The sequence below is a fragment of the Bradyrhizobium sp. USDA 4502 genome, assembly GCF_054063355.1.
Genome location: NZ_JBSSGF010000001.1, coordinates 6,698,394 through 6,716,862 on the forward strand (window position 1 = coordinate 6,698,394; position 18,469 = coordinate 6,716,862).

20 protein-coding genes and 1 tRNA gene are annotated in these 18,469 nt (G+C 65.8%); 7 read left to right on the plus strand and 14 right to left on the minus strand.

Features of this window, described 5'->3' with window-relative positions; genetic code table 11:
• Positions 1–93: 93 nt before the first annotated feature.
• The 8 genes from yacG to ACVW1B_RS31340 all read right to left on the minus strand — a co-directional run bounded on the left by yacG (position 94) and on the right by ACVW1B_RS31340 (position 6,285).
• Positions 94–288, minus strand: a complete 195-nt coding sequence (yacG, locus tag ACVW1B_RS31305; protein WP_057018155.1) for a DNA gyrase inhibitor YacG — start codon at positions 286–288, stop codon at positions 94–96.
• A 454-nt stretch (positions 289–742) separates the two neighbouring features.
• The gene (locus ACVW1B_RS31310) at positions 743–1,372 is read right to left on the minus strand and encodes a Maf-like protein (RefSeq protein ID WP_018269043.1); all 630 of its coding nucleotides are present in this window, start codon (positions 1,370–1,372) and stop codon (positions 743–745) included.
• Between the two features lie 197 nt (positions 1,373–1,569).
• Positions 1,570–2,034, minus strand: coding sequence for an arsenate-mycothiol transferase ArsC (locus ACVW1B_RS31315; RefSeq protein WP_076828053.1), 465 nt, complete (start codon positions 2,032–2,034; stop codon positions 1,570–1,572).
• Positions 2,035–2,148: 114 nt separating this feature from the next.
• Positions 2,149–2,655: a UPF0262 family protein gene (locus ACVW1B_RS31320; protein WP_016841326.1), complete on the minus strand. Its 507-nt coding sequence runs from the start codon at positions 2,653–2,655 to the stop codon at positions 2,149–2,151.
• On the minus strand, positions 2,652–3,947 hold the full coding sequence (hisD, locus tag ACVW1B_RS31325; protein WP_253606488.1) for a histidinol dehydrogenase: 1,296 nt from the start codon (positions 3,945–3,947) through the stop codon (positions 2,652–2,654). Before hisD ends, ACVW1B_RS31320 begins: the two co-directional genes overlap by 4 nt.
• A 198-nt stretch (positions 3,948–4,145) precedes the next feature.
• Positions 4,146–4,574 carry a DUF2948 family protein gene (locus ACVW1B_RS31330; protein WP_253606486.1) on the minus strand — a complete coding sequence of 143 codons (429 nt, stop codon included), beginning with the start codon at positions 4,572–4,574 and terminating at the stop codon, positions 4,146–4,148.
• Between the two features lie 83 nt (positions 4,575–4,657).
• On the minus strand, positions 4,658–5,317 hold the full coding sequence (locus ACVW1B_RS31335; protein WP_253606484.1) for a Rossmann-fold NAD(P)-binding domain-containing protein: 660 nt from the start codon (positions 5,315–5,317) through the stop codon (positions 4,658–4,660).
• 29 nt (positions 5,318–5,346) lie between these two features.
• A complete protein-coding gene (locus tag ACVW1B_RS31340) occupies positions 5,347–6,285 on the minus strand; it encodes an SDR family oxidoreductase (RefSeq protein ID WP_225160832.1) in 939 nt (312 codons plus the stop codon).
• A gap of 169 nt (positions 6,286–6,454) precedes the next feature.
• Between ACVW1B_RS31340 and ACVW1B_RS31345 the strand changes: the two genes are divergently transcribed.
• Positions 6,455–7,060 carry a TetR family transcriptional regulator gene (locus ACVW1B_RS31345; RefSeq protein ID WP_253606483.1) on the plus strand — a complete coding sequence of 202 codons (606 nt, stop codon included), beginning with the start codon at positions 6,455–6,457 and terminating at the stop codon, positions 7,058–7,060.
• 157 nt (positions 7,061–7,217) lie between these two features.
• On the opposite strand, the gene ACVW1B_RS31350 is transcribed toward ACVW1B_RS31345, so the two are convergent.
• The 5 genes from ACVW1B_RS31350 to ACVW1B_RS31370 all read right to left on the minus strand — a co-directional run bounded on the left by ACVW1B_RS31350 (position 7,218) and on the right by ACVW1B_RS31370 (position 11,280).
• Positions 7,218–8,042 carry an alpha/beta fold hydrolase gene (locus ACVW1B_RS31350; protein WP_050382324.1) on the minus strand — a complete coding sequence of 275 codons (825 nt, stop codon included), beginning with the start codon at positions 8,040–8,042 and terminating at the stop codon, positions 7,218–7,220.
• A 131-nt stretch (positions 8,043–8,173) separates the two neighbouring features.
• On the minus strand, positions 8,174–8,674 hold the full coding sequence (locus ACVW1B_RS31355) for a hypothetical protein (RefSeq protein WP_253606481.1): 501 nt from the start codon (positions 8,672–8,674) through the stop codon (positions 8,174–8,176).
• Positions 8,675–8,851: 177 nt separating this feature from the next.
• Positions 8,852–9,160, minus strand: coding sequence for a UBP-type zinc finger domain-containing protein (locus ACVW1B_RS31360; RefSeq protein ID WP_057018148.1), 309 nt, complete (start codon positions 9,158–9,160; stop codon positions 8,852–8,854).
• 168 nt (positions 9,161–9,328) lie between these two features.
• On the minus strand, positions 9,329–11,026 hold the full coding sequence (locus ACVW1B_RS31365; RefSeq protein ID WP_456822712.1) for an FAD-dependent oxidoreductase: 1,698 nt from the start codon (positions 11,024–11,026) through the stop codon (positions 9,329–9,331).
• Between the two features lie 41 nt (positions 11,027–11,067).
• Entirely contained in the window at positions 11,068–11,280 is a 213-nt protein-coding gene (locus ACVW1B_RS31370) for a hypothetical protein (RefSeq protein WP_253606477.1), read from the minus strand.
• A 314-nt stretch (positions 11,281–11,594) separates the two neighbouring features.
• On the opposite strand from ACVW1B_RS31370, the gene ACVW1B_RS31375 reads away from it, so the two are divergent.
• Positions 11,595–11,669: transfer RNA gene (locus ACVW1B_RS31375), tRNA-Thr, on the plus strand.
• 57 nt (positions 11,670–11,726) lie between these two features.
• Here the strand turns inward: ACVW1B_RS31375 and ACVW1B_RS31380 are convergent.
• The gene (locus tag ACVW1B_RS31380; RefSeq protein WP_256521266.1) at positions 11,727–11,852 is read right to left on the minus strand and encodes a hypothetical protein; all 126 of its coding nucleotides are present in this window, start codon (positions 11,850–11,852) and stop codon (positions 11,727–11,729) included.
• A gap of 99 nt (positions 11,853–11,951) precedes the next feature.
• Between ACVW1B_RS31380 and ACVW1B_RS31385 the strand changes: the two genes are divergently transcribed.
• The 5 genes from ACVW1B_RS31385 (at position 11,952) to hemA (ending at position 18,462) form a co-directional block, all read left to right on the plus strand.
• Positions 11,952–12,278, plus strand: a complete 327-nt coding sequence (locus ACVW1B_RS31385) for a hypothetical protein (RefSeq protein ID WP_456822713.1) — start codon at positions 11,952–11,954, stop codon at positions 12,276–12,278.
• Positions 12,279–12,627: 349 nt separating this feature from the next.
• A complete protein-coding gene (locus ACVW1B_RS31390; RefSeq protein WP_028333722.1) occupies positions 12,628–13,371 on the plus strand; it encodes an outer membrane protein in 744 nt (247 codons plus the stop codon).
• A 250-nt stretch (positions 13,372–13,621) separates the two neighbouring features.
• Complete coding sequence (locus ACVW1B_RS31395; RefSeq protein ID WP_253606452.1) at positions 13,622–15,766, plus strand: methyl-accepting chemotaxis protein; 2,145 nt, start codon at positions 13,622–13,624, stop codon at positions 15,764–15,766.
• Between the two features lie 217 nt (positions 15,767–15,983).
• The gene (locus tag ACVW1B_RS31400) at positions 15,984–17,048 is read left to right on the plus strand and encodes an MBL fold metallo-hydrolase (RefSeq protein WP_253606450.1); all 1,065 of its coding nucleotides are present in this window, start codon (positions 15,984–15,986) and stop codon (positions 17,046–17,048) included.
• Between the two features lie 184 nt (positions 17,049–17,232).
• Positions 17,233–18,462, plus strand: a complete 1,230-nt coding sequence (gene hemA / locus ACVW1B_RS31405; protein ID WP_253606449.1) for a 5-aminolevulinate synthase — start codon at positions 17,233–17,235, stop codon at positions 18,460–18,462.
• The last annotated feature ends 7 nt before the right edge of the window (positions 18,463–18,469 follow it).

Below are 18,469 nucleotides of genomic sequence, written 5' to 3' on the forward strand. Positions count from 1 at the left end.
AGGTCGGAGCGCCGTGTCCACCCGCCTTCGCCAAAGGCTTCGGCGCGGCGAGCCCGACCGGCACTCTTTCCCCAACTTGTTGGGAAATCTTGGCTATTCCGGGTCCTCAGCGTCGTCCTCGCGGCCCGGGACGACATAGCGGCCGGTCAGCCAGCGGTTGAGGTCGACGTCGCGGCAGCGCGCCGAGCAGAACGGGCGGAAGGCCTGCTCGACGGGCTTGCCGCAGATCGGGCAGGCGCGCGGGGTGGCAGAGGGTATGGCCTTGGGCGTTCGGGCTTGGTCGGTCATGGCTGGGCCGGAGTTTACATCATCTGCCGCATGTTCCGCTGCGCTCCCCCTCTGCTTGCGGGTAGGGCAATCGCATATGCGTCTTCGCCGGCCGCGCAGGTGCTTGGCCTCGTGGCTCGAGACGGCGACCTCGCCCGCAAGCGCAGGGCGATAGCCTCGGAGCGAGGGGCGTCTCCGCGATTTCTGGATAATGGAAGAATGCCGCTGATTTGCCCGACGAGTCAAGTTGTCGTGTCGAACGCCGGCAGCCGCCGGCTACTTTGCATGGGGTTGTTTTCGATATTTTGGCAGCGCGCCCCTGCGGCAAGCTATCGCGTCCGGCTATCGGCCTCGTTCCATAGCCCGGCCATGACGATGTGGAGCAGTTGGGGTGGGGGGTCTCACCGCGAGTCGTTCAGGAGGAAAGAGCCCACCCGTATCGCATCTTCGATGCGATACGACCTCAGTGGATATCTCACACCGCGACGGAGTTGAGCCAGCCGTGGCGGATCGGAAAGCCCTCGCCGCCGAGCAAGGTCACCGTCTCGTAGAGCGGCAGGCCGACCACATTGGTGTAGGAGCCGACCATCTTGACCACGAACGATCCGGCAATGCCCTGCACCGCGTAGCCGCCGGCCTTGCCGCGCCATTCGCCGGAGCCGATATAGGCTTGGATGTCGTCCTCGCTGAGCCGTTTGAAGCGTACGCGCGTTTCGACGAGGCGCTGACGGAATGCCTCGCGCGGCGTCACCACGCAGATCGCGGTGTAGACGCGGTGATTGCGGCCCGACAGCAGCCGCAGGCACTGCGCGGCCTCGTCGACCAGATTGGCCTTGGGCAGGATGCGGCGGCCGACCGCGACCACGGTGTCGGCGGCAATGATGAAGGAGCCGCGCAGGTCGTCGTCAAGATGCACCGATTTCAGCGCCGCGTCGGCCTTGGCACGCGCCAGGCGGTTGGCGCAGGCGCGCGGCAACTCGCCCCGCCGCGGGGTCTCGTCGACATCGGCCGGGCGCAGCGCATCGGGCTCGATGCCGGCCTGGTTGAGCAGGGCCAGCCGTCGCGGCGAACCGGAAGCAAGAACGAATTTGGGACGGCCTAGCATGCGGGCTTTTGGGCTGAATCGGGGGGACAGACGCGGGCGGAACCTATCGGATGGGGCATGGATGCACAACCTTGGAACCGGCCGCGAATCGCGCCCCGCCTGGAGACCAGGCCCCATAAGCACAGCTGTTTGTCAGTCTGGCGACAGGCGGCGGTTCTGCGAATCGGAACACGCTGGTCCGCTCGCCTCGCCGAGCCTCACAGGTTTGCCGCGCCGGCCCTGGCAAAGCGGCGGCGGATGCGAAGCAACAGGCCGTCGCAGACCTCGCGGTAGGCGGCGAGCTTCTGCTCGCGGTTGCCGCTGGTGCCGGTCGGATCCTGCGTCGGCCAGTATTCGACATCGGCGGCGAGCGTGCGGGTGAGATCCAGCGCCCTGTGGTGCGCCTCCGGCGACAGCGTGATGATGAGATCGAAGTTCAGCCCCTCCCAGTCCTCGAGCTCCTCGAAGGTTTGCGGCTTGTGGCTGGAAATGTCCTGGCCGAGTTCGGCCATCACCGAGACGGCGAACGGGTCGAGCTCACCCTTCTTGACGCCGGCCGAGCGGACATAGAGGCCTTGCGGAAACATCTGCTGCAGCAGGCTTTCGGCCATCGGCGACCGCACGCTGTTCAGGCCGCATGCGAACAGCACGGCCTGGGGATTGCGCGCGCGCGGCGCTTCCATGCGATCAGGCTTTTTTCGATCGGGGTACGCCCCCGTCAATCACCGCTTCACCGATCATGCGCCACTTCGATTGGCGCATAATCTGATCCGAAAACCGGTATCCACTTCTCGGGATCATGCGCCTTCACCCTTCCAGTGCAGCACAGTGATCAGCGTGAACAGCCGCCGCGCGGTCTCGAAATCGACGCGCACCTTGCCCTTGAGCCGCTCCTGCAGCGTGCGCGAGCCCTCGTCATGGATGCCGCGGCGGCCCATGTCGATCGCCTCGATCTTGTCCGGCGTCGCGGTCCGGATCGCCTGATAGTAGCTGTCGCAAATCATGAAGTAGTCCTTCACGACGCGGCGGAACGGGGTCAGCGACAACAGATGTGCGACCACCGGCGCGCCGTCCTCCTTGCGGATATCGAACATCAGCCGGTTGCCGGTGATCGCGATATGCAGGGTGTAAGGCCCCGGCCCGGCGGCGCCCTCGGGCGCGAACAGGTTCTGCTCGATCAAATCGTAGATCGCGATCGCCCGCTCATGCTCGATATCGGGCCCGGAACGGCCGATCGATTCCTCGTCGAGCGTCACCGCGACGATGCGATTGTTGGAATCCTCGTCGTCTGGTGGCTTGTTCATGAGAGGTTGAGGCGCAATCCGACGGAACGTGAATGGGCATCGAGACCCTCGGCCTGGCCGAGCGTCATCGCGGCGGGCCCGAGCGCACGCAGCTGATCCGGCCCGCACCGCAGGATCGAGGTTCGCTTCATGAAGTCAAGCACCCCGAGGCCCGAGGAGAACCGCGCCGAGCGCGCGGTCGGCAGCACATGGTTGGAGCCGCCGACATAGTCGCCGATCGCCTCCGGGGTATGGGCCCCGAGGAAGATCGCCCCGGCGTTGCGGACCTTGTTCGACAGGCCCTCGGCATCCGCGGTCATGATCTCGAGATGCTCGGCCGCGATCGCATTGGCGAGCTCGACGGCGTCGTCGAGTTTTGCCACCTTGATCACGGCACCGAAGTCGTTCCACGAGGTGCGGGCGATCTCGGCGCGCGGCAGCGTCGCAAGCTGCGCCTCGACTGCGCGCTCGACGTCGGCGGCAAGCCGTGCACTGTCGGTGATCAGGATCGACTGCGCGCTGACGTCATGCTCGGCCTGCGCCAGGAGATCGGCCGCGATCCAGTCGGCATTACCGGTGTCGTCGGCGATGACCAGCACCTCGGAGGGGCCGGCGATCATGTCGATGCCGACCTTGCCGAACACCAGCCGCTTTGCCGCGGCGACATAGGCGTTGCCGGGGCCGACGATCTTGGCGACCGGCGCGATCGTCGCGGTGCCGTAGGCCAGCGCCGCCACCGCCTGGGCGCCGCCGACCCGGTAGATTTCCGAGACGCCGCCGAGATGGGCGGCGGCGAGCACCAGCGGGTTGAGCTTGCCGTCCGGCGCCGGAACCACCATCACCACCCGCGGCACGCCGGCAACCTTGGCCGGCACCGCGTTCATCAGCACCGAGGACGGATAGGCCGCGGTGCCGCCGGGCACATAGAGCCCGACCGCATCGACCGCGCTCCAGCGCCAGCCGAGCTCGACGCCGGCGGCATCGGTGAAGCGCTCGTCCTTCGGCAACTGGCGGCGGTGGAAGGTCTCGATCCGGTCGCGCGCGAATCTCAGGGCCTCGACGGTCTTGGGGTCGCAGGCCGCCACCGCGGCGTCGATCTCGGCTGCGGTAATGCGCAGGCCGGCCGCGTCGATATCGAGGCGGTCGAACTTTTTGGTCGCCTCGAGCAGCGCCGCGTCGCCGCGGGCCGCCACGTCGTCGACGATCGTGCGGGTGGCGCGCTCGACGTCGGCCGACACCTCGCGCTTGGCCGCCAGGAAATCGCGGAATCGCTGCTCGAAATCGGCGCTCTGTCGGTCCAGGCGAACGGGCATGACGGCTTTCTTAGGAGGAATTCGGGTCCCTGCTCAATGGCGCGACGGATAATGGCCGTCAACCCTTGGGGGATGTCATTCCGGGATGGTCCCAAGGACCAGACCCGGAATCTCGAGATTCCGGGTTCGGTCCGGAGCCTGTCATCGGGCCGCGCTTTGCGCTGACCCGTTGGGACCGCCCCGGAATGACGTGCCCAATCACCCCGGCGCCACGCCGAGATCGTCGATGCCCAGATCGGTCAATTCGCACTCCAGGCACTCGACATCCAGCCGCAGCGCCCCGCCATGGCCGAACATCAGGAGCGCGCTGCCGCCCGGCGGGTCGGAGGCATAGAACTCGATCCCGAGCAGTTCCAGGGTGGCTTCCGGGGCCTCCAGGTCGATATTGCGCGACTTGCATGCCAGCACCCGGTCGAACCTGAGCGCGGCGATCAGCCGGCGCGAGCAGGTGCCGCCCGACAGGGTCTGCTCCCAGTCCAGCCGGTTCAGGCCGACCACGAGCCGCTTCTCATCCTGGCGCCAGACGATGTCGGAGGGCTGGACGTGGGCGTCCTGCACATGGGCCGAGATGACCGCGAGGTCATCGGCATCGAGGGCGATCAGCTTCAGCGGCGCGGGTGGGGACATGACGGTGGTTATAACGCCTCGCGGCCCGGGAGGTACCAAGAGACCTGGCGAAATCGCCGATCGAGGGAACCGGCCACCGCGCTTCAGAGGCGATTGATGTCCTCGCTCTCCAGCACCGGCCTGGGGTAGCCGTCGCGGGCGACCTTCAGCATGGCGCGGCCCAGTTGTTCCGACGTCGTCATGTAGCTCGGGGCGACCCGCACCAGAAAGGAAAGCAGCGGCGAGGTCGCGAGATAGATCGCCTGCACCCAGCCGGTCTTGGAGCGGACGCCATGCAGCGGCTGGATCCCGGCGGGCCGGAACATGTAGGCGGCCTTGAACGGCAGCTTGAGCAAATCGTTCTCGGTCTTGCCCTTCACCCGCGCCCACATCAACGGCCCGCGCTCGGTGGAATCGGTGCTGCGCCCCGTGACATAGGTAAACACCATGCCGGGATTGAGCCGCGCCAGCACCGTCGCCGCGGCCAGCGTGATGTCGTAGGTGAGATGGCGGTAGCGTGTCTCGTCCATGCCGATCGAGGAGACGCCGAGGCAGAAGAAGCAGGCGTCGTAGCCGGCAAGCTGCGGCTCGATCGCGCTGTAATCGATGAAATTGTCGTGGATCAACTCGACAAGCTTGGCGTCGCGCTGCCCGGTCGGGCTGCGCCCAACCGCGAGCACGCGCTCGACACCGGGATCGAGCAGGCATTCGCGCAGCACGCCCTGCCCGACCATGCCGGTCGCGCCGAACAGGATGACCTTCATCTCGATTGCCCCGCTGCCGCCCGATCCATTCAGGCGGCGGTTGCGACCTGGTCAAACGATACACCGGTCAGCGCGGCCGAGATATCCCATAGCCGCTCCGCTACCGCGGCGTCCCTGGCGTGCGGCATGATGCGCGCCGGCGCAGGTGGGCCCTTCAACTCGTAGAACCCGTTGGGCCCGTAATAGCCGCCCGGCTGGGCCGCGGCTGAGGTCGCCGCGAACAGCGTCGGCAATGCGCCCGCCGCCGCGGAGTGGCTCATGATCGGCTGCAAATATCGACCGAACCGCCACGACAGGCTGTCGGTGCCGGGACCGTTCGGGATCAGCTCGGTGCGCGCGTAGCCGGGATGCGCGGCATTGCTCATCAGTCCCCAGCCGTTGATCGCACTGCGACGCTGCAATTCGAGCGCGAACATCAGCATTGCAAGCTTCGACTGGCAGTAGGCGCGCCACGGCGCGTAAGAACGGCGGGCCTGCAGATCGTCGAAATTGATGACGCCGGAGCGATGCGCAAGGCTGGAAAGATTGACGACGCGGGTGTTGTGGCCGCGGCGGAGCTGCGGCAACAGCAGCGCGGTCAACGCATAGTGGCCGAGATAGTTGGTGCCGAACTGCATCTCGAACTCGTCAGCGGTGACCTGCCGCTTCGGCAGCGACATCACCGCGGCATTGTTGATCAGGAGATCGAGCGCGGTATGCGTGGCGGCGAAGCGCCCGGCGAAATCGGCAACCGATGCGAGGTTCGCGAGGTCGAGCGTTTCATAGGTCACCGCGGCATCGGGAAGCTGCGCGCGGATCCGCGCCAGCGCGTCCTGCCCCTTGGCGCCGTTGCGGCCGGTGAGCACGACATTGGCGCCGGCGCGCGCCAGTTCCAGCGCGGTCTCGTAGCCGAGTCCACCGGTTGCGCCCGTGATCACGGCGGTCCTGCCGCCCTGCCGCGGAATGTCTGCAGTGCTCCAGCCGGTCATGCTTATATCTCCTTGCGACACGATTCGGGTTTCTCGTCGGGTTCTTGCGGGTCCAGCCGCATCCGACGAAATGTGCACTAAGTGCATTTTTGCAAGGGGTGAAAAATTGCAGCGTCCGGCGTCCGCGCGCAAACCGGCCAAGAAATCGGCCAAGAAACCGGTCAAGTCGATGCAATCCAAAGCGAATCCGGCGCCGCCGACGGCGGGCCTGCGCGCGCGCAAGCGGCAGGAGACCCGGGAGCGGCTGACCAAGGCGGCGATGATGCTGTTTCTCGAGCGCGGCTTCGAGGCGACCACGCTCGACGACATCGTCGCCGCCGCCGACGTCTCGCGCCGCACCTTCTTTCACTATTTCGCCTCGAAGGAAGACGTGGTGCTGGCCTGGCAGGAGGACGGTACCGCGGCACTGATCGCAGCCGTTGCGGCGCGCCCGGCCACTGAATCCATGCTGCAGGCCGCCGAGAACGCCATCGCCGACATGGTCAAGCAGATCGACCCGCGCGAGGCGGTCGCGCTGGCGCGGCTGAAGCGCGACAATCCAGCGCTGCAGGCGCGCGATCAGGCCAAATATGAAAGGCTTGAGCGCGAACTCGCCAACGCGTTGCTCAAGCGCGCCAACCACAAGAACGACCGGATGAAAGCCCGGCTGGTCGCGATGATCACGACCGGCGCGATGCGCGTCGGCAGCGAGCTCTGGGCCGACGATGGCGCCCGCGAGAAGCCGGACCTGGTCGCCAAGCGCCTGTTCGCCGCGATCCGCGCAATTTTCGAGTGAGCCAGCCGATCACGGCGCTTCCGAAACATAGTCCTCGTAAGGCGAGCACATGCTTCGGATTCCTCCCCCTTGTAGGGAGAGGAGTAAGCCACCGGCGAGGTGGATTGAGGCTGCGCAATGTTGAGACGCGCGGCGCAGAGCACAGCCTCTCTCACCTTCAGCCCTTGATGAACGCCAGCAGGTCGGCGTTGATCGTCTCGGCTTCGGTGGTCGGCATGCCGTGCGGAAAACCCTTATAGGTCTTCAGCGTGCCGTTCTTCAGAAGCTTGGCCGAGAGCGGGGCGGAGTCGGCGTAGGGCACGATCTGGTCGTCGTCGCCATGCATCACCAGCACCGGCACGTTGATCTTCTTCAGATCCTCCGTGAAGTCGGTCTGCGAGAACGCGACGATGCCGTCGTAATGCGCCTTGGCGCCGCCCATCATGCCCTGCCGCCACCAGTTCTGGATCACGGCCTCCGACGGTTTTGCGCCGGGCCGGTTGTAGCCGTAGAACGGCCCGGCCGGCAGATCGCGGTAGAATTGCGAGCGGTTGGCGGCGAGTTGGGCCTGCAAGCCGTCGAATACCGACTTCGGCAAGCCGCCGGGATTATTCGCCGTCTGCACCATCAACGGCGGCACCGCGCTCAGGATCGCCGCCTTCGCCACCCGGCTCTCGCCGTGGCGGGCGATGTAGTGCACCACCTCGCCGCCGCCGGTGGAATGGCCGACATGGACGGCGTTCTTCAGATCGAGATGCGCGGTGACGGAAGCGAGGTCGTCGGCATAGTGATCCATGTCATGACCATCGGCGACCTGGGCGGAGCGGCCGTGGCCGCGGCGGTCATGGGCGACGACGCGAAAGCCGTGCCCCACGAAGAACAGCATCTGCGCGTCCCAGTCGTCCGACGACAGCGGCCAGCCATGGCTGAACACGATCGGCTGGCCCGAGCCCCAATCCTTGTAGAAAATCTCGACGCCGTCTTTGGTGGTGATGGTGGGCATTTGATTGCTCCTCTTGTTGCCAATGCGTCATTCCGGGGCACGCGAAGCGTGAACCCGGAATCTAGAGATTAGATTGCGAGATTCCGGGTTCGACGCTGCGCGTCGCCCCGGAATGACGAGGTGTTGTCAGATCAGGCGAACGTGACCGGCCTGAACCGGCGCCAGGCACCGATGGTCACCAGGACGAAGAACACCAGCACGATGCCCTGCACCACGGCAAAGACCGGCCCGGATGGCGGGTTCGGCGGCACGGCTGGCGCCAGCGCCTGCAACGCCGGCACCTTGAGGAAGCTCTGGATGACCAGCACGAAGACGTTGAGATAGAGCGAGACCATCGCGGTCACGATATAGATCGGACGCCAGACACCCTTGAGCTGCATCGCATAGAACGCAATGCAGGCGATCGCGAGCAGCACCAGCGAAAGCCCGCCGATGATGTGCGACGGCAACAGCTTCTCGGTCACCAAAGGCGGGATCACGAAGCCGGTGGCGCTGGTCAGGATCGTGAGCGCGAGGAAGGTCGCGGTCAGCCCCGGCATCGCGCGCGAGCTGAGCAGCCCGAACATCACGAGCACGCCGGCGACGATTGCAATCAGGCTGATAATGACGTGCACAAGCACCAATGTCGTCATGTGGCGCACTCCCCGTTGAGACCCGCGTGCGAGGTTACGATGCGTGAAGGAAAATTGCTACATGCTTCGATGGCAGGACGGCCGACATCTCATCAAAAATTGCCGGCGCCGGCGACTGCTGAAAATTTTCGCACGCATGTCACACGATGCGGCACGTGCGCCGTGTAAGAAGCTGAATCAATAATAGCGCGGGATCGGTCCGTTATGCGGTGTCTTGCGCTTCGACAGGTCGAACAGCACCTCGTCGACATAGCACCAGCCCCAGCCTTCCGGCGGATCGTAGCCCTCGATCACGGGATGGCCGGTGGCGTGGAAATGCGCCGTCGCATGCCGGTTCGGCGAATCGTCGCAGCAGCCGACATGGCCGCAAGTGCGGCAGATGCGCAAATGCAGCCAGCGGCTGCCGCTCTTCAGGCATTCCTCGCAGCCGAGCGCGCTCGGCGTGACATCCTGGATGCCGGCGATATGGGTGCAGCCTTTCGTCATTTTTCGGCCCTTACCTGTCGCAGCTATCTGATCCGTCATCCTGAGGTGCGAGCTCTTGCGAGCCTCGAAGGATGCACGGCCACACTGTGGCCGATTCATCCTTCGAGACGCCGCTTCGCGGCTCCTCAAGATGACGGGAAAACGTTTGCGTGAGTCGCATCGACGTTGCTACAGCGTGTGATCACCCGCGTCAGCGAGATAGCCGTGCAGCGCGGCGACGACCTGCGCGCCCTCGCCGATCGCGCCGCCGACGCGCTTGACTGATCCGGAGCGGACGTCGCCGACCGCGAACACGCCGGGCACCGTGGTCTCGAGCAGCGGCACGGCGCGCGCGCCTTCGCCGGTCTGCACGCCGGTCATCACGAAGCCGCCGCGGTCGACCTGCACGCCGCAGCCCTCGAGCCAGCCGGTCGCGGGATCGGCGCCGACAAACAAAAAGAGATTACGGATATCCATGGTGAACTCGTCGGGCGCGAGCCGGCTGCGCCAGCGCACCCGCTGCAGCGTCTCCGCGCCGTCGAGCCCGATCACCTCGGTGTTGAACATCAATTCGATGTTCGGCGTCGCCTCGATGCGCTCGATCAAATAGCGCGACATGCTGGCTCCGAGCCCGCCGCCGCGGATCATCATGTTGACCTTGCGGGCATGCGCCGACAGGAACACCGCCGCCTGTCCCGCGGAGTTGCCGCCGCCGACCAGCACGACGTCCTGGTTGGCGCAGAGCCGCGCCTCGATCGGCGAGGCCCAGTACCAGACGCCGCGGCCTTCAAAGGCATCGAGATTGTCGATCTCGGGCCGGCGATAGCGCGCCCCGCTGGCGACCACCACGGATTTCGCGCGCAGCGTATGCCCGCAGGCGGTGTCGAGCACGAATGCGCCGGACGCTTTCGTGCAGTCGAGCGATTTGATCGAGACCGGGATCAGCATCTCGGCGCCGAATTTCTGCGCCTGGTTGAAGGCGCGCCCGGCCAGCGCCTGGCCGGAGATGCCGGTCGGAAAGCCCAGATAGTTTTCGATGCGCATGCTGGCGCCGGCCTGGCCGCCGAAGGCGCGGGAATCGAACACCGCAACCGACAGGCCTTCCGACGCCGCATAGACCGCGGTGGCAAGCCCGGCCGGGCCGCTGCCGACCACGGCAACATCGTAGAGTTTTTCATGCGCGCTGTTGCCGATCATGCCGAGCGCCATCGCAAGCGCGGTCTCGGACGGATTGCGCAGCACCGTGCCGTTGGGACAGACCACCAGCGGCAGCTCGGCGCGCGTCGGCGAATAGCGCGCGACGAGGTCGGCGGCATCCTTGTCGGTCGCGGGGTCGAGGAGGTGGTGCGGCTGGCCGTTGCGCGCCAAAAAATTCTGCAGCGACGCCATGTTGCCGACCGAGGCGGGGCCGATCAGCACCGGCCCGCCGGCGCCGCCCTGGATCAGGCTGACGCGGCGCAGGATCAGCGCGCGCATGATGCGCTCGCCGAGATCGGCCTCCGCAACCAAGAGCGCGCGCAGCCGGTCGGGCGGCAGCAGCAGCGTCTCGACCACCCCATCGGCATGGCCGTCGACCAGCGCCGGGCGGCCGGAGAGCTGGCCGATCTCGGCGAGAAACTGGCCCGGTCCCTGGTCGATGATCGGCGCGACATGGCCGAGGCCGTCGCGCTGGGTGATCGAGACATTGCCCGACAGCACCACGAACATGCCCGGTCCGGGCTTGCCGGTCTCGAACAGCGCCTCGCCGTCCTGGTATGCGCGCGGCTCGCCGAAGCGGCGCATCCGCTCGATCTCGTGCGCGGTCAGGGTCGGAAAGGTCTGCTCATGGCGCGGGAAGGCGTAGGCGGTTGCGCTCAGCCGATCGATCGTCGTCTCATCTACAGCCATCTCGGCGACCCGCTTCCTTATAACAATGCGCACGAACCGGGTTAACGGCGCGGCTCGCTTCCGCCGGCGTCATCTGGCGAGCCGCCATCTAGCGAACCATGGGCGGCTTCGGAAGAGGCCGCATCGTCACGACCGCGCGCCTGCGATTTCCGCCGCTTCAGGTTTTCGCGCAGCGCCAGCTTGAGACGATCCTGTCGTGAATCCTTCACGCGGGCTCCGGCCTGCCCGCCGCCTCTGTCCTGGTCGCCTGTCATTGCAAAACTCTCGAACCGCCGCCGCCCTGCGCGAGGTGAGCATAGCCAATGGCGGGTGCTCGCGCACCCTGCCCGGTCGGCCAGTTGCGGAGATATGATTCGGCGGCAAGCGCAGATCGGGATAGTTTCGGCGCGATCGGGAACCCAATCCGGCCGAAATCGGCCAGATTGGCCGGAATCAACGGCGAGGCCGTCGATTTCTGCCGATTTCAAGGGCGACAGGGGCGCTGTTTCGCTTGCGCCAAAGGGAGGCCTGTGGCAAGAACCGCCCGCTTGGACAGGCCCTTGGGGCCGATTCAATTTTTCCCGGGCATGCTGCCGTAGCTCAGTGGTAGAGCACTCCATTGGTAATGGAGAGGTCGACAGTTCAATCCTGTCTGGCAGCACCAGGATCTTCGCAAAACGATGGCAGTCGCAGGCACGCGGTGCGCCCGCGTGCGCTGGAATCAATGCGCCAGCAGCGCGCCCATCCCGCCGATCGTCAGCACGACGTAGAAGGCGAACACACTGCCGACCCATTTCCAATCGATCTGATCGTGTTCGGGGCTGAGGCTTTCGATGATGCCGTGCATGATGGTTTCCTTTAGAACTCACCTGCGTGGCGTATAACCCGCGCCTCGAGCACGTCATGTGACTCACTTCACATTTTGCCATCGCGGAGCTGACCAAGCGTGACCGGCCCAGAACTGAAGAAATTGCGCGAACATCTCGGCGAGGCGCTGGGCCGCGAGCTGACGGCGGCCGACATGGCGAAGCTGTGCGGGCTATCGGCCGCCGGCGGCGCCGAGAAGCTGCGCAGATGGGAAGTCAGCGGCCCGACCCCGAAGGTTGCCGCCGTGCTGCGCGTGCTGGCGATGGCGAGCGAGCACTATCCGATCCTAGAGAAGTTCGACGTGTTCGATCGCCACGACGTTCCGGTCAGGGATCGCGCCGCCCGCCGCCAGGCGTTCCGCGAACAGATGCGCGACGACGTGCGCAGGCGACTGGCTGGATCGTGATGCGATTCCACAGAATCGCATCACGATCCAATCTCTTTGTTTGAGCATGATCTCCGCGCAAACGCGTTCCGCGTTTGTCGCGAGGGAAAACCGGTTTCCACTTTTCTGGATCATGCTCTAGCGGACGGCTTGGTTAATAGGAAACGCGGCTCATGCGCACCGCATTAAGCCTTGCTTCATTCCGGCTTAAGCGTTCGTTAGGCACAACAAAACGTTTCGCCGCAAAGGCTGCGACTTAACGCTCCGCGCAGCGTTCCGGTGACTGCATTTTATTCAAATGCGGTCTAACCCATCGCCGTGGATGGCGCCATTCACGCTGCGCCTCATGACTTGTCCGGAGACTGCCCCCATGAAGAAGTTCCTGCTCGCAACCGCCGCCGTCGCGGCGGCCGTCGCTGCCTTTGGCGCGACCGCCAACGCCGCCGATTTCAACCGTGGCTACTATCAGAAGGCGCCCGCGCCTGTTTACGCCGCTCCGCTCTACAACTGGACCGGCTTCTATCTCGGCGGCCATCTCGGCGGCGTTTTCTCCCAGAACAACAATTTCAACGGCCTCGCGCTGTCCGACTCCGACGCCCGCTTCATGGGCGGCGTGCAGGCCGGTTACGACTGGCAGCTGTCGCCGATGTGGGTGATCGGCCTCGAAGGCCAGTATTCCTGGGTCGGCGGCCATCAGCTCAACGCGATCTTCCCGGGCGGCTACGTCTACAACAACAACCAGCGCGGCATCGGCTCGATCACCGGCCGCGTCGGCTACACCTGGGGCCCGGGCCTGATCTATGTGAAGGGCGGTTATGCCTATTCCGACAACAACGAAACGGTGACGCTCGGCGGCGCGCCGGTTGGCTTCAGGCTCAGCGACAACCACAGCAACGGCTGGACCATCGGCGGCGGCGCCGAATACATGTTCGCGCCGAACTGGTCGGCCAAGGTCGAGTACCAGTACTACGACTTCGGCGACAGCCGCTTCACCGCGCCGGGCGCGCTGGTGCCGGTCGGCAGCTTCCACAATGACGAGCACACGGTGAAGGCGGGCCTCAACTATCGCTTCAATCTCGGCAACCTTGGCGGCCCCGCTTACGGCCGCTACTGAGATCGCCCTTACAATCAGAAGTAGAAAAGGCCGGCGCAAGCCGGCCTTTTTGCATCCGATCGCGTGCATCGATTCCGCACGGCGAACCGAGACGTCGCCACTGCGCGGCAGCCCTGAAAAATCCTGCAGATCGTCGCAATTTTCCCGATTTTGTTAACCGGCCGCACCGATACTCCCGCGCCGGGGAAACATCCAAGAGTAGTGGCCAAGGATAGTGGCCAAGCGTAGTGGGCCAGGGGGCACAGGGGCAATGGCGTTTCGGTTCAAGCTCGGCAAACCAAATCTCAAGCGTATCCATCTGCCGCAGATGGGCGTCAGGGGCAGCCTGTTCGCGGCATTCGCGGTGATCGCAGGCATGGCGCTGGTGATCAGCGCAGGCGCCGGCATCGTGCTGCATCAGCTCGGCGGCACCATGACCGACCTCAGCGGCCGCGACATTCCGCGGCTTGCCGCGAGCCTGCAACTTGCCGCGCAAAGCGCTTCGCTGGCGGCGCAAGGCCCCGGCCTGCTCGCCGTGCAGAGCGACGACGCGCTGAACGATCGCACCAAGAAGGTGCAGGACGTCGCGCGGCTCACCAACGCCAAGCTTGGCGAGATCATCGAGCTCGGCGCCGACAAATCCGTGGTCAGCGCGCTGCAGGAGAACGTCAAGAACACCGACGAGGCGACCAAGAGCCTGATCTCGGCGGCGCGCGAGCGGCTCGAGGTCGGCGCGCTGCGCGACAAGCAGTACAACGCACTGCGCAAGGCGCAGGCGGCGTTCGTCTCCGCCGCAAGTCCCGCGATGCTCGACGCGCAGACCCGGCTCAACGCCATCCTCGCCGCGGCCGAAGTCTCCGCGGACGACGCCACTGAAGCGGCCCGCACCGTCGGCCAGATCAGCAACGTGCTCGCCGCCGGCAATCTGATGGCCGCCGACATGACCGCGGCGCTGTCGGCCAATTCCAGCGAAACCCTCGATGCGATCGAGGCCGAGTTCAAGGCCGGGCGCGAACGCGTCAAGTCCAACCTCGAGGACCTGCCGAACAATCCCGCGATCGTGGCAGTGCGCGACACCGCTTCCAGGCTGCTCGTGCTCGGCGAAGGCAAGACCGGCGTGTTCAAGATCCGCCAGAAGGAGCTCGACGCGATCGACTACGGCCAGACCATCCTGGAAGAGACGCGCAAGCTCAATGTCGGGCTCGGCATCAGCGTGCAGCAGCTGGTCGACGCGGTGCAGAAGGAGACCGACAGCTCGACCTTCCAGGCACGGCAGCAGATCTCGCTCGCGACCATGGTGATGATCGGCCTCGGCGCCCTGACGCTGGTCGGCTCGTTCCTGTTCGTCTGGCTCTATGTCGGACGCAACATCCTGCGCCGCATCCGCGGCCTGCAGCGCTCGATGCAGCTGCTGTCCGACGGCGACCTCGACACCGAGATCCCGCAGAGCCGCCAGCGCGACGAGATCGCCGTCATGGCCGATGCGCTGCAGGTGTTCCGCGAGAGCATGGTCGAGAGCCGCGAGCTCACCGAAAACCAGAACAAGGACCGCAGCGCCAAGGCGGAGCGCGCCTCGCGCATGGAAGCGCAGATCGTCACGTTCGAATCCAACGTCCGCAGCGCGCTCGGCAGCCTGCAGACCGCGGCGAACTCGATGCAGTCGACCGCGCAGAGCATGTCGGCGACCGCGGACCAGTCGAGCGCATTGGTCAACGCCGTCGCGTCGGCCGCCGAGGAAACCTCGGTCAACGTGCAGACGGTATCGGCCGGCACCGAGGAGCTCTCGTCCTCGATCCAGGAGATCGGCCGCCAGGTCGTCACCTCGGCGGAGATCGCCCGCAAGGCGGTGGAGGAAGCCAGCGCCACCGACAGCACGATGCAGGGGCTCGCCGACAATGCCGCACGCATCAGCGTCGTGGTCGACCTGATCCAGACCATCGCCTCGCAAACCAATCTGCTCGCGCTCAACGCCACCATCGAGGCGGCGCGCGCCGGCGAGGCCGGCCGCGGCTTTGCCGTGGTCGCCTCCGAGGTGAAGAACCTCGCGAGCCAGACCGCGAAGGCGACCGAGGAAATCCGCCAGCAGATCGTCAGCATGCAGGAGGTGACGACGACGGCCGTCTCCGCGATCCGCAACATCTCGAGCACGATCGGCGAGATCAACGACGTCACCACCGCGATCGCCGCCGCGGTCGAGCAGCAGGGCGCGGCGACCCGCGAGATCGCCCGCAACATCCAGCATGCGGCGGGCGGCACCAGCGAGGTGTCGAGCAACATCGTCGGCGTCTCGACCGCCTCGGCCGAGGCGGGCACCGCCGCCGGCGAGGTGCTGAGCGCCTCCGACGCGCTGCGCCGCGAGGCCGACGTGCTGCGCTCGGAGATCGACGGCTTCCTGTCGAACATCCGCGCGGCCTGAGGTGCCATCGTCATTCCGGGGCGGTCCGCAGGACCGAACCCGGAATCTCGAGATTCCGGGTTCGCCTCTTCGAGGCGCCCCGGAATGACGGAAGTTTGTTCGCGCGCCCGTTCATATCATCCGGGTTACGGAATTCTCGGACTACCCGTCCCATTCTCCGGACGACTATCTGATTTTTCGGCTGGCGCGGCGGCCCGTGTGCCGCTAAGCCGGTAGCATGCATACGAAGACCGACCCCGTGCACTCCTCGGCGGAGGCACTGCGATACCCCTGGGAGAACCATCCCGGCCACGACCAGGTCGTGGAGGTAGCTCCCGGCGTGCTGTGGGCGCGGCTGAAGCTGCCGTTCCGCCTTAACCATGTGAACATCTATCTGCTCGCCGACGGCGACGGCTGGACCATGGTGGACGCCGGCTTCGGCAACGAGGAATCGATCGCGGCCTGGACCACGCTGTTCGAGGGGCCGCTGAAGCACGTCAAGGTCACCCGCCTGATCGTGACGCATTCGCATCCCGACCATGTCGGTCTCGCCGGCTGGATCACCGAGCGCTTCGGCTGTCCGCTGTTCATGTCGCAGGTGGAATATCTGCAGTCGGTCTATCACCAGAACCGCGGCACCGAGGAGCGGCGCAACGCGCAGCGGCTGTTCTTCCGCCGCCACGGCATGGACGAGGACCTCACGGAGAAGCTGCTCGGCCGCGGCCAGGACTATCTGAAGCGCGTGTCGGTGCTGCCGCCGTCCTATCACCGCCTCACCCATGGCGACGAGGTCGTGATCGGCATGCGGCGCTTCAAGGTGATCACCGGCGGCGGCCACGCGCTCGACCAGGTGATGCTGTATTGCGCGGCCGACAAGCTGTTCCTGTCCGCCGACCAGGTGCTCAGCAAGATCTCGCCCAATGTCAGCGTCTGGGCGGTCGAGCCCGAGCAGAACTCGCTCGGCGAATATCTGGCGTCGCTGGCAAGCCTGACCACCACCCTGCCCTACGACGTGATGGTGCTGCCCGGCCATGGCGTGCCGTTCTATGGGCTGAAGACCCGGATCAAGCAGCTCGCCGATCACCATGAGGAGCGCTGCCGGCTGATCGCCGAGGCTTGCCGCGAGGTGCCGCAGACCTCCAAGGAGCTGGTGCCGGTGGTGTTCCACAAGCACGTGCTCGACGAGCACCAGATGGGCTTTGCCGCGGGCGAGCTGGTCGCCCATGTCAACTACATGCTGGTCGAGGGCCGCCTGACGGCCGAGATGCACGCCGACGGCATGCTGCGCTTCAGGACCACCTGAGCCCCGCCGGGCGGCAAGCGTCGCCCGGCGATTTGACCGAAATCGAGCCGAACGGTCCCGAGCTAGGGCAATTTGCCCAACTGCGGCGCATGCCCAGATGTGGGTCAATGCATGGACATTAGAGCTGGAAAAGCTCTAAGAAGAAGCAGTCATTCCGGTCAGGTTCCGCTTTCTGGGTTTGCCGATGGATTACAGCCAGTTCTTCAATGCCGCCCTCAACCGCCTGCACGACGAGCGGCGATACCGGGTGTTCGCCGACCTCGAACGAATCGCGGGACGCTTCCCGCACGCCACCTGGCATTCGCCGAAGGGCAGCCGCAACGTCGTGATCTGGTGCTCCAACGACTATCTCGGCATGGGCCAGCACCCCAAGGTGGTCGGTGCCATGGTCGAGACCGCGACCCGGGTCGGCACCGGCGCCGGCGGCACCCGCAACATCGCGGGCACCCATCATCCGCTGGTGCAGCTCGAGGCGGAACTCGCCGACCTCCACGGCAAGGAAGCCTCGCTGCTGTTTACCTCGGGCTATGTCTCGAACCAGACCGGCATCTCGACGCTCGCCAAGCTGATCCCGAACTGCCTGATCCTGTCGGACGCGCTGAACCACAATTCGATGATCGAAGGCGTGCGCCAGGCCGGCTGCGAACGCCAGATATTCCGCCACAACGACGTCGCGCATCTCGAGGAGCTCTTGATCGCCGCCGGTCCCGACCGGCCGAAGCTGATCGTCTGTGAGAGCCTTTATTCGATGGACGGCGACGTCGCACCGCTCGGCAAGATCTGCGATCTCGCCGAGCAATACGGCGCCATGACCTATCTCGACGAAGTGCATGCGGTCGGCATGTACGGCCCGCGTGGCGGCGGCATCGCCGAGCGCGACGGCGTGATGCACCGGATCGATATCGTCGAGGGCACGCTGGCAAAAGCCTTCGGCTGCCTCGGCGGCTACATCGCAGGCCGCGCCGAGGTCATCGACGCGGTGCGCTCCTATGCGCCGGGCTTCATCTTCACGACCGCGCTGCCGCCGGCAATCTGCTCGGCCGCGACGGCTGCGATCCGGCACCTGAAGACCTCGAACTGGGAGCGCGAGCGCCACCAGGACCGGGCCGCCCGCACCAAGGCGATCCTGACCGCCGCCGGCCTGCCTGTCATGTCGAGCGACACCCATATCGTGCCGCTGTTCGTCGGCGATCCCGAGAAGTGCAAGCGGGCCTCCGACCTGCTGCTCGAGGACCACGGCATCTACATCCAGCCGATCAACTATCCGACGGTCGCCAAGGGCACCGAGCGGCTGCGCATCACGCCCTCGCCCTACCATGACGACGGCCTGATCGACGCGCTGGCCGAGGCGCTGCTCCAGGTCTGGGACCGGCTCGGCCTGCCCCTGCACCAGAAGTCGCTGGCCGCCGAGTAACCCTATC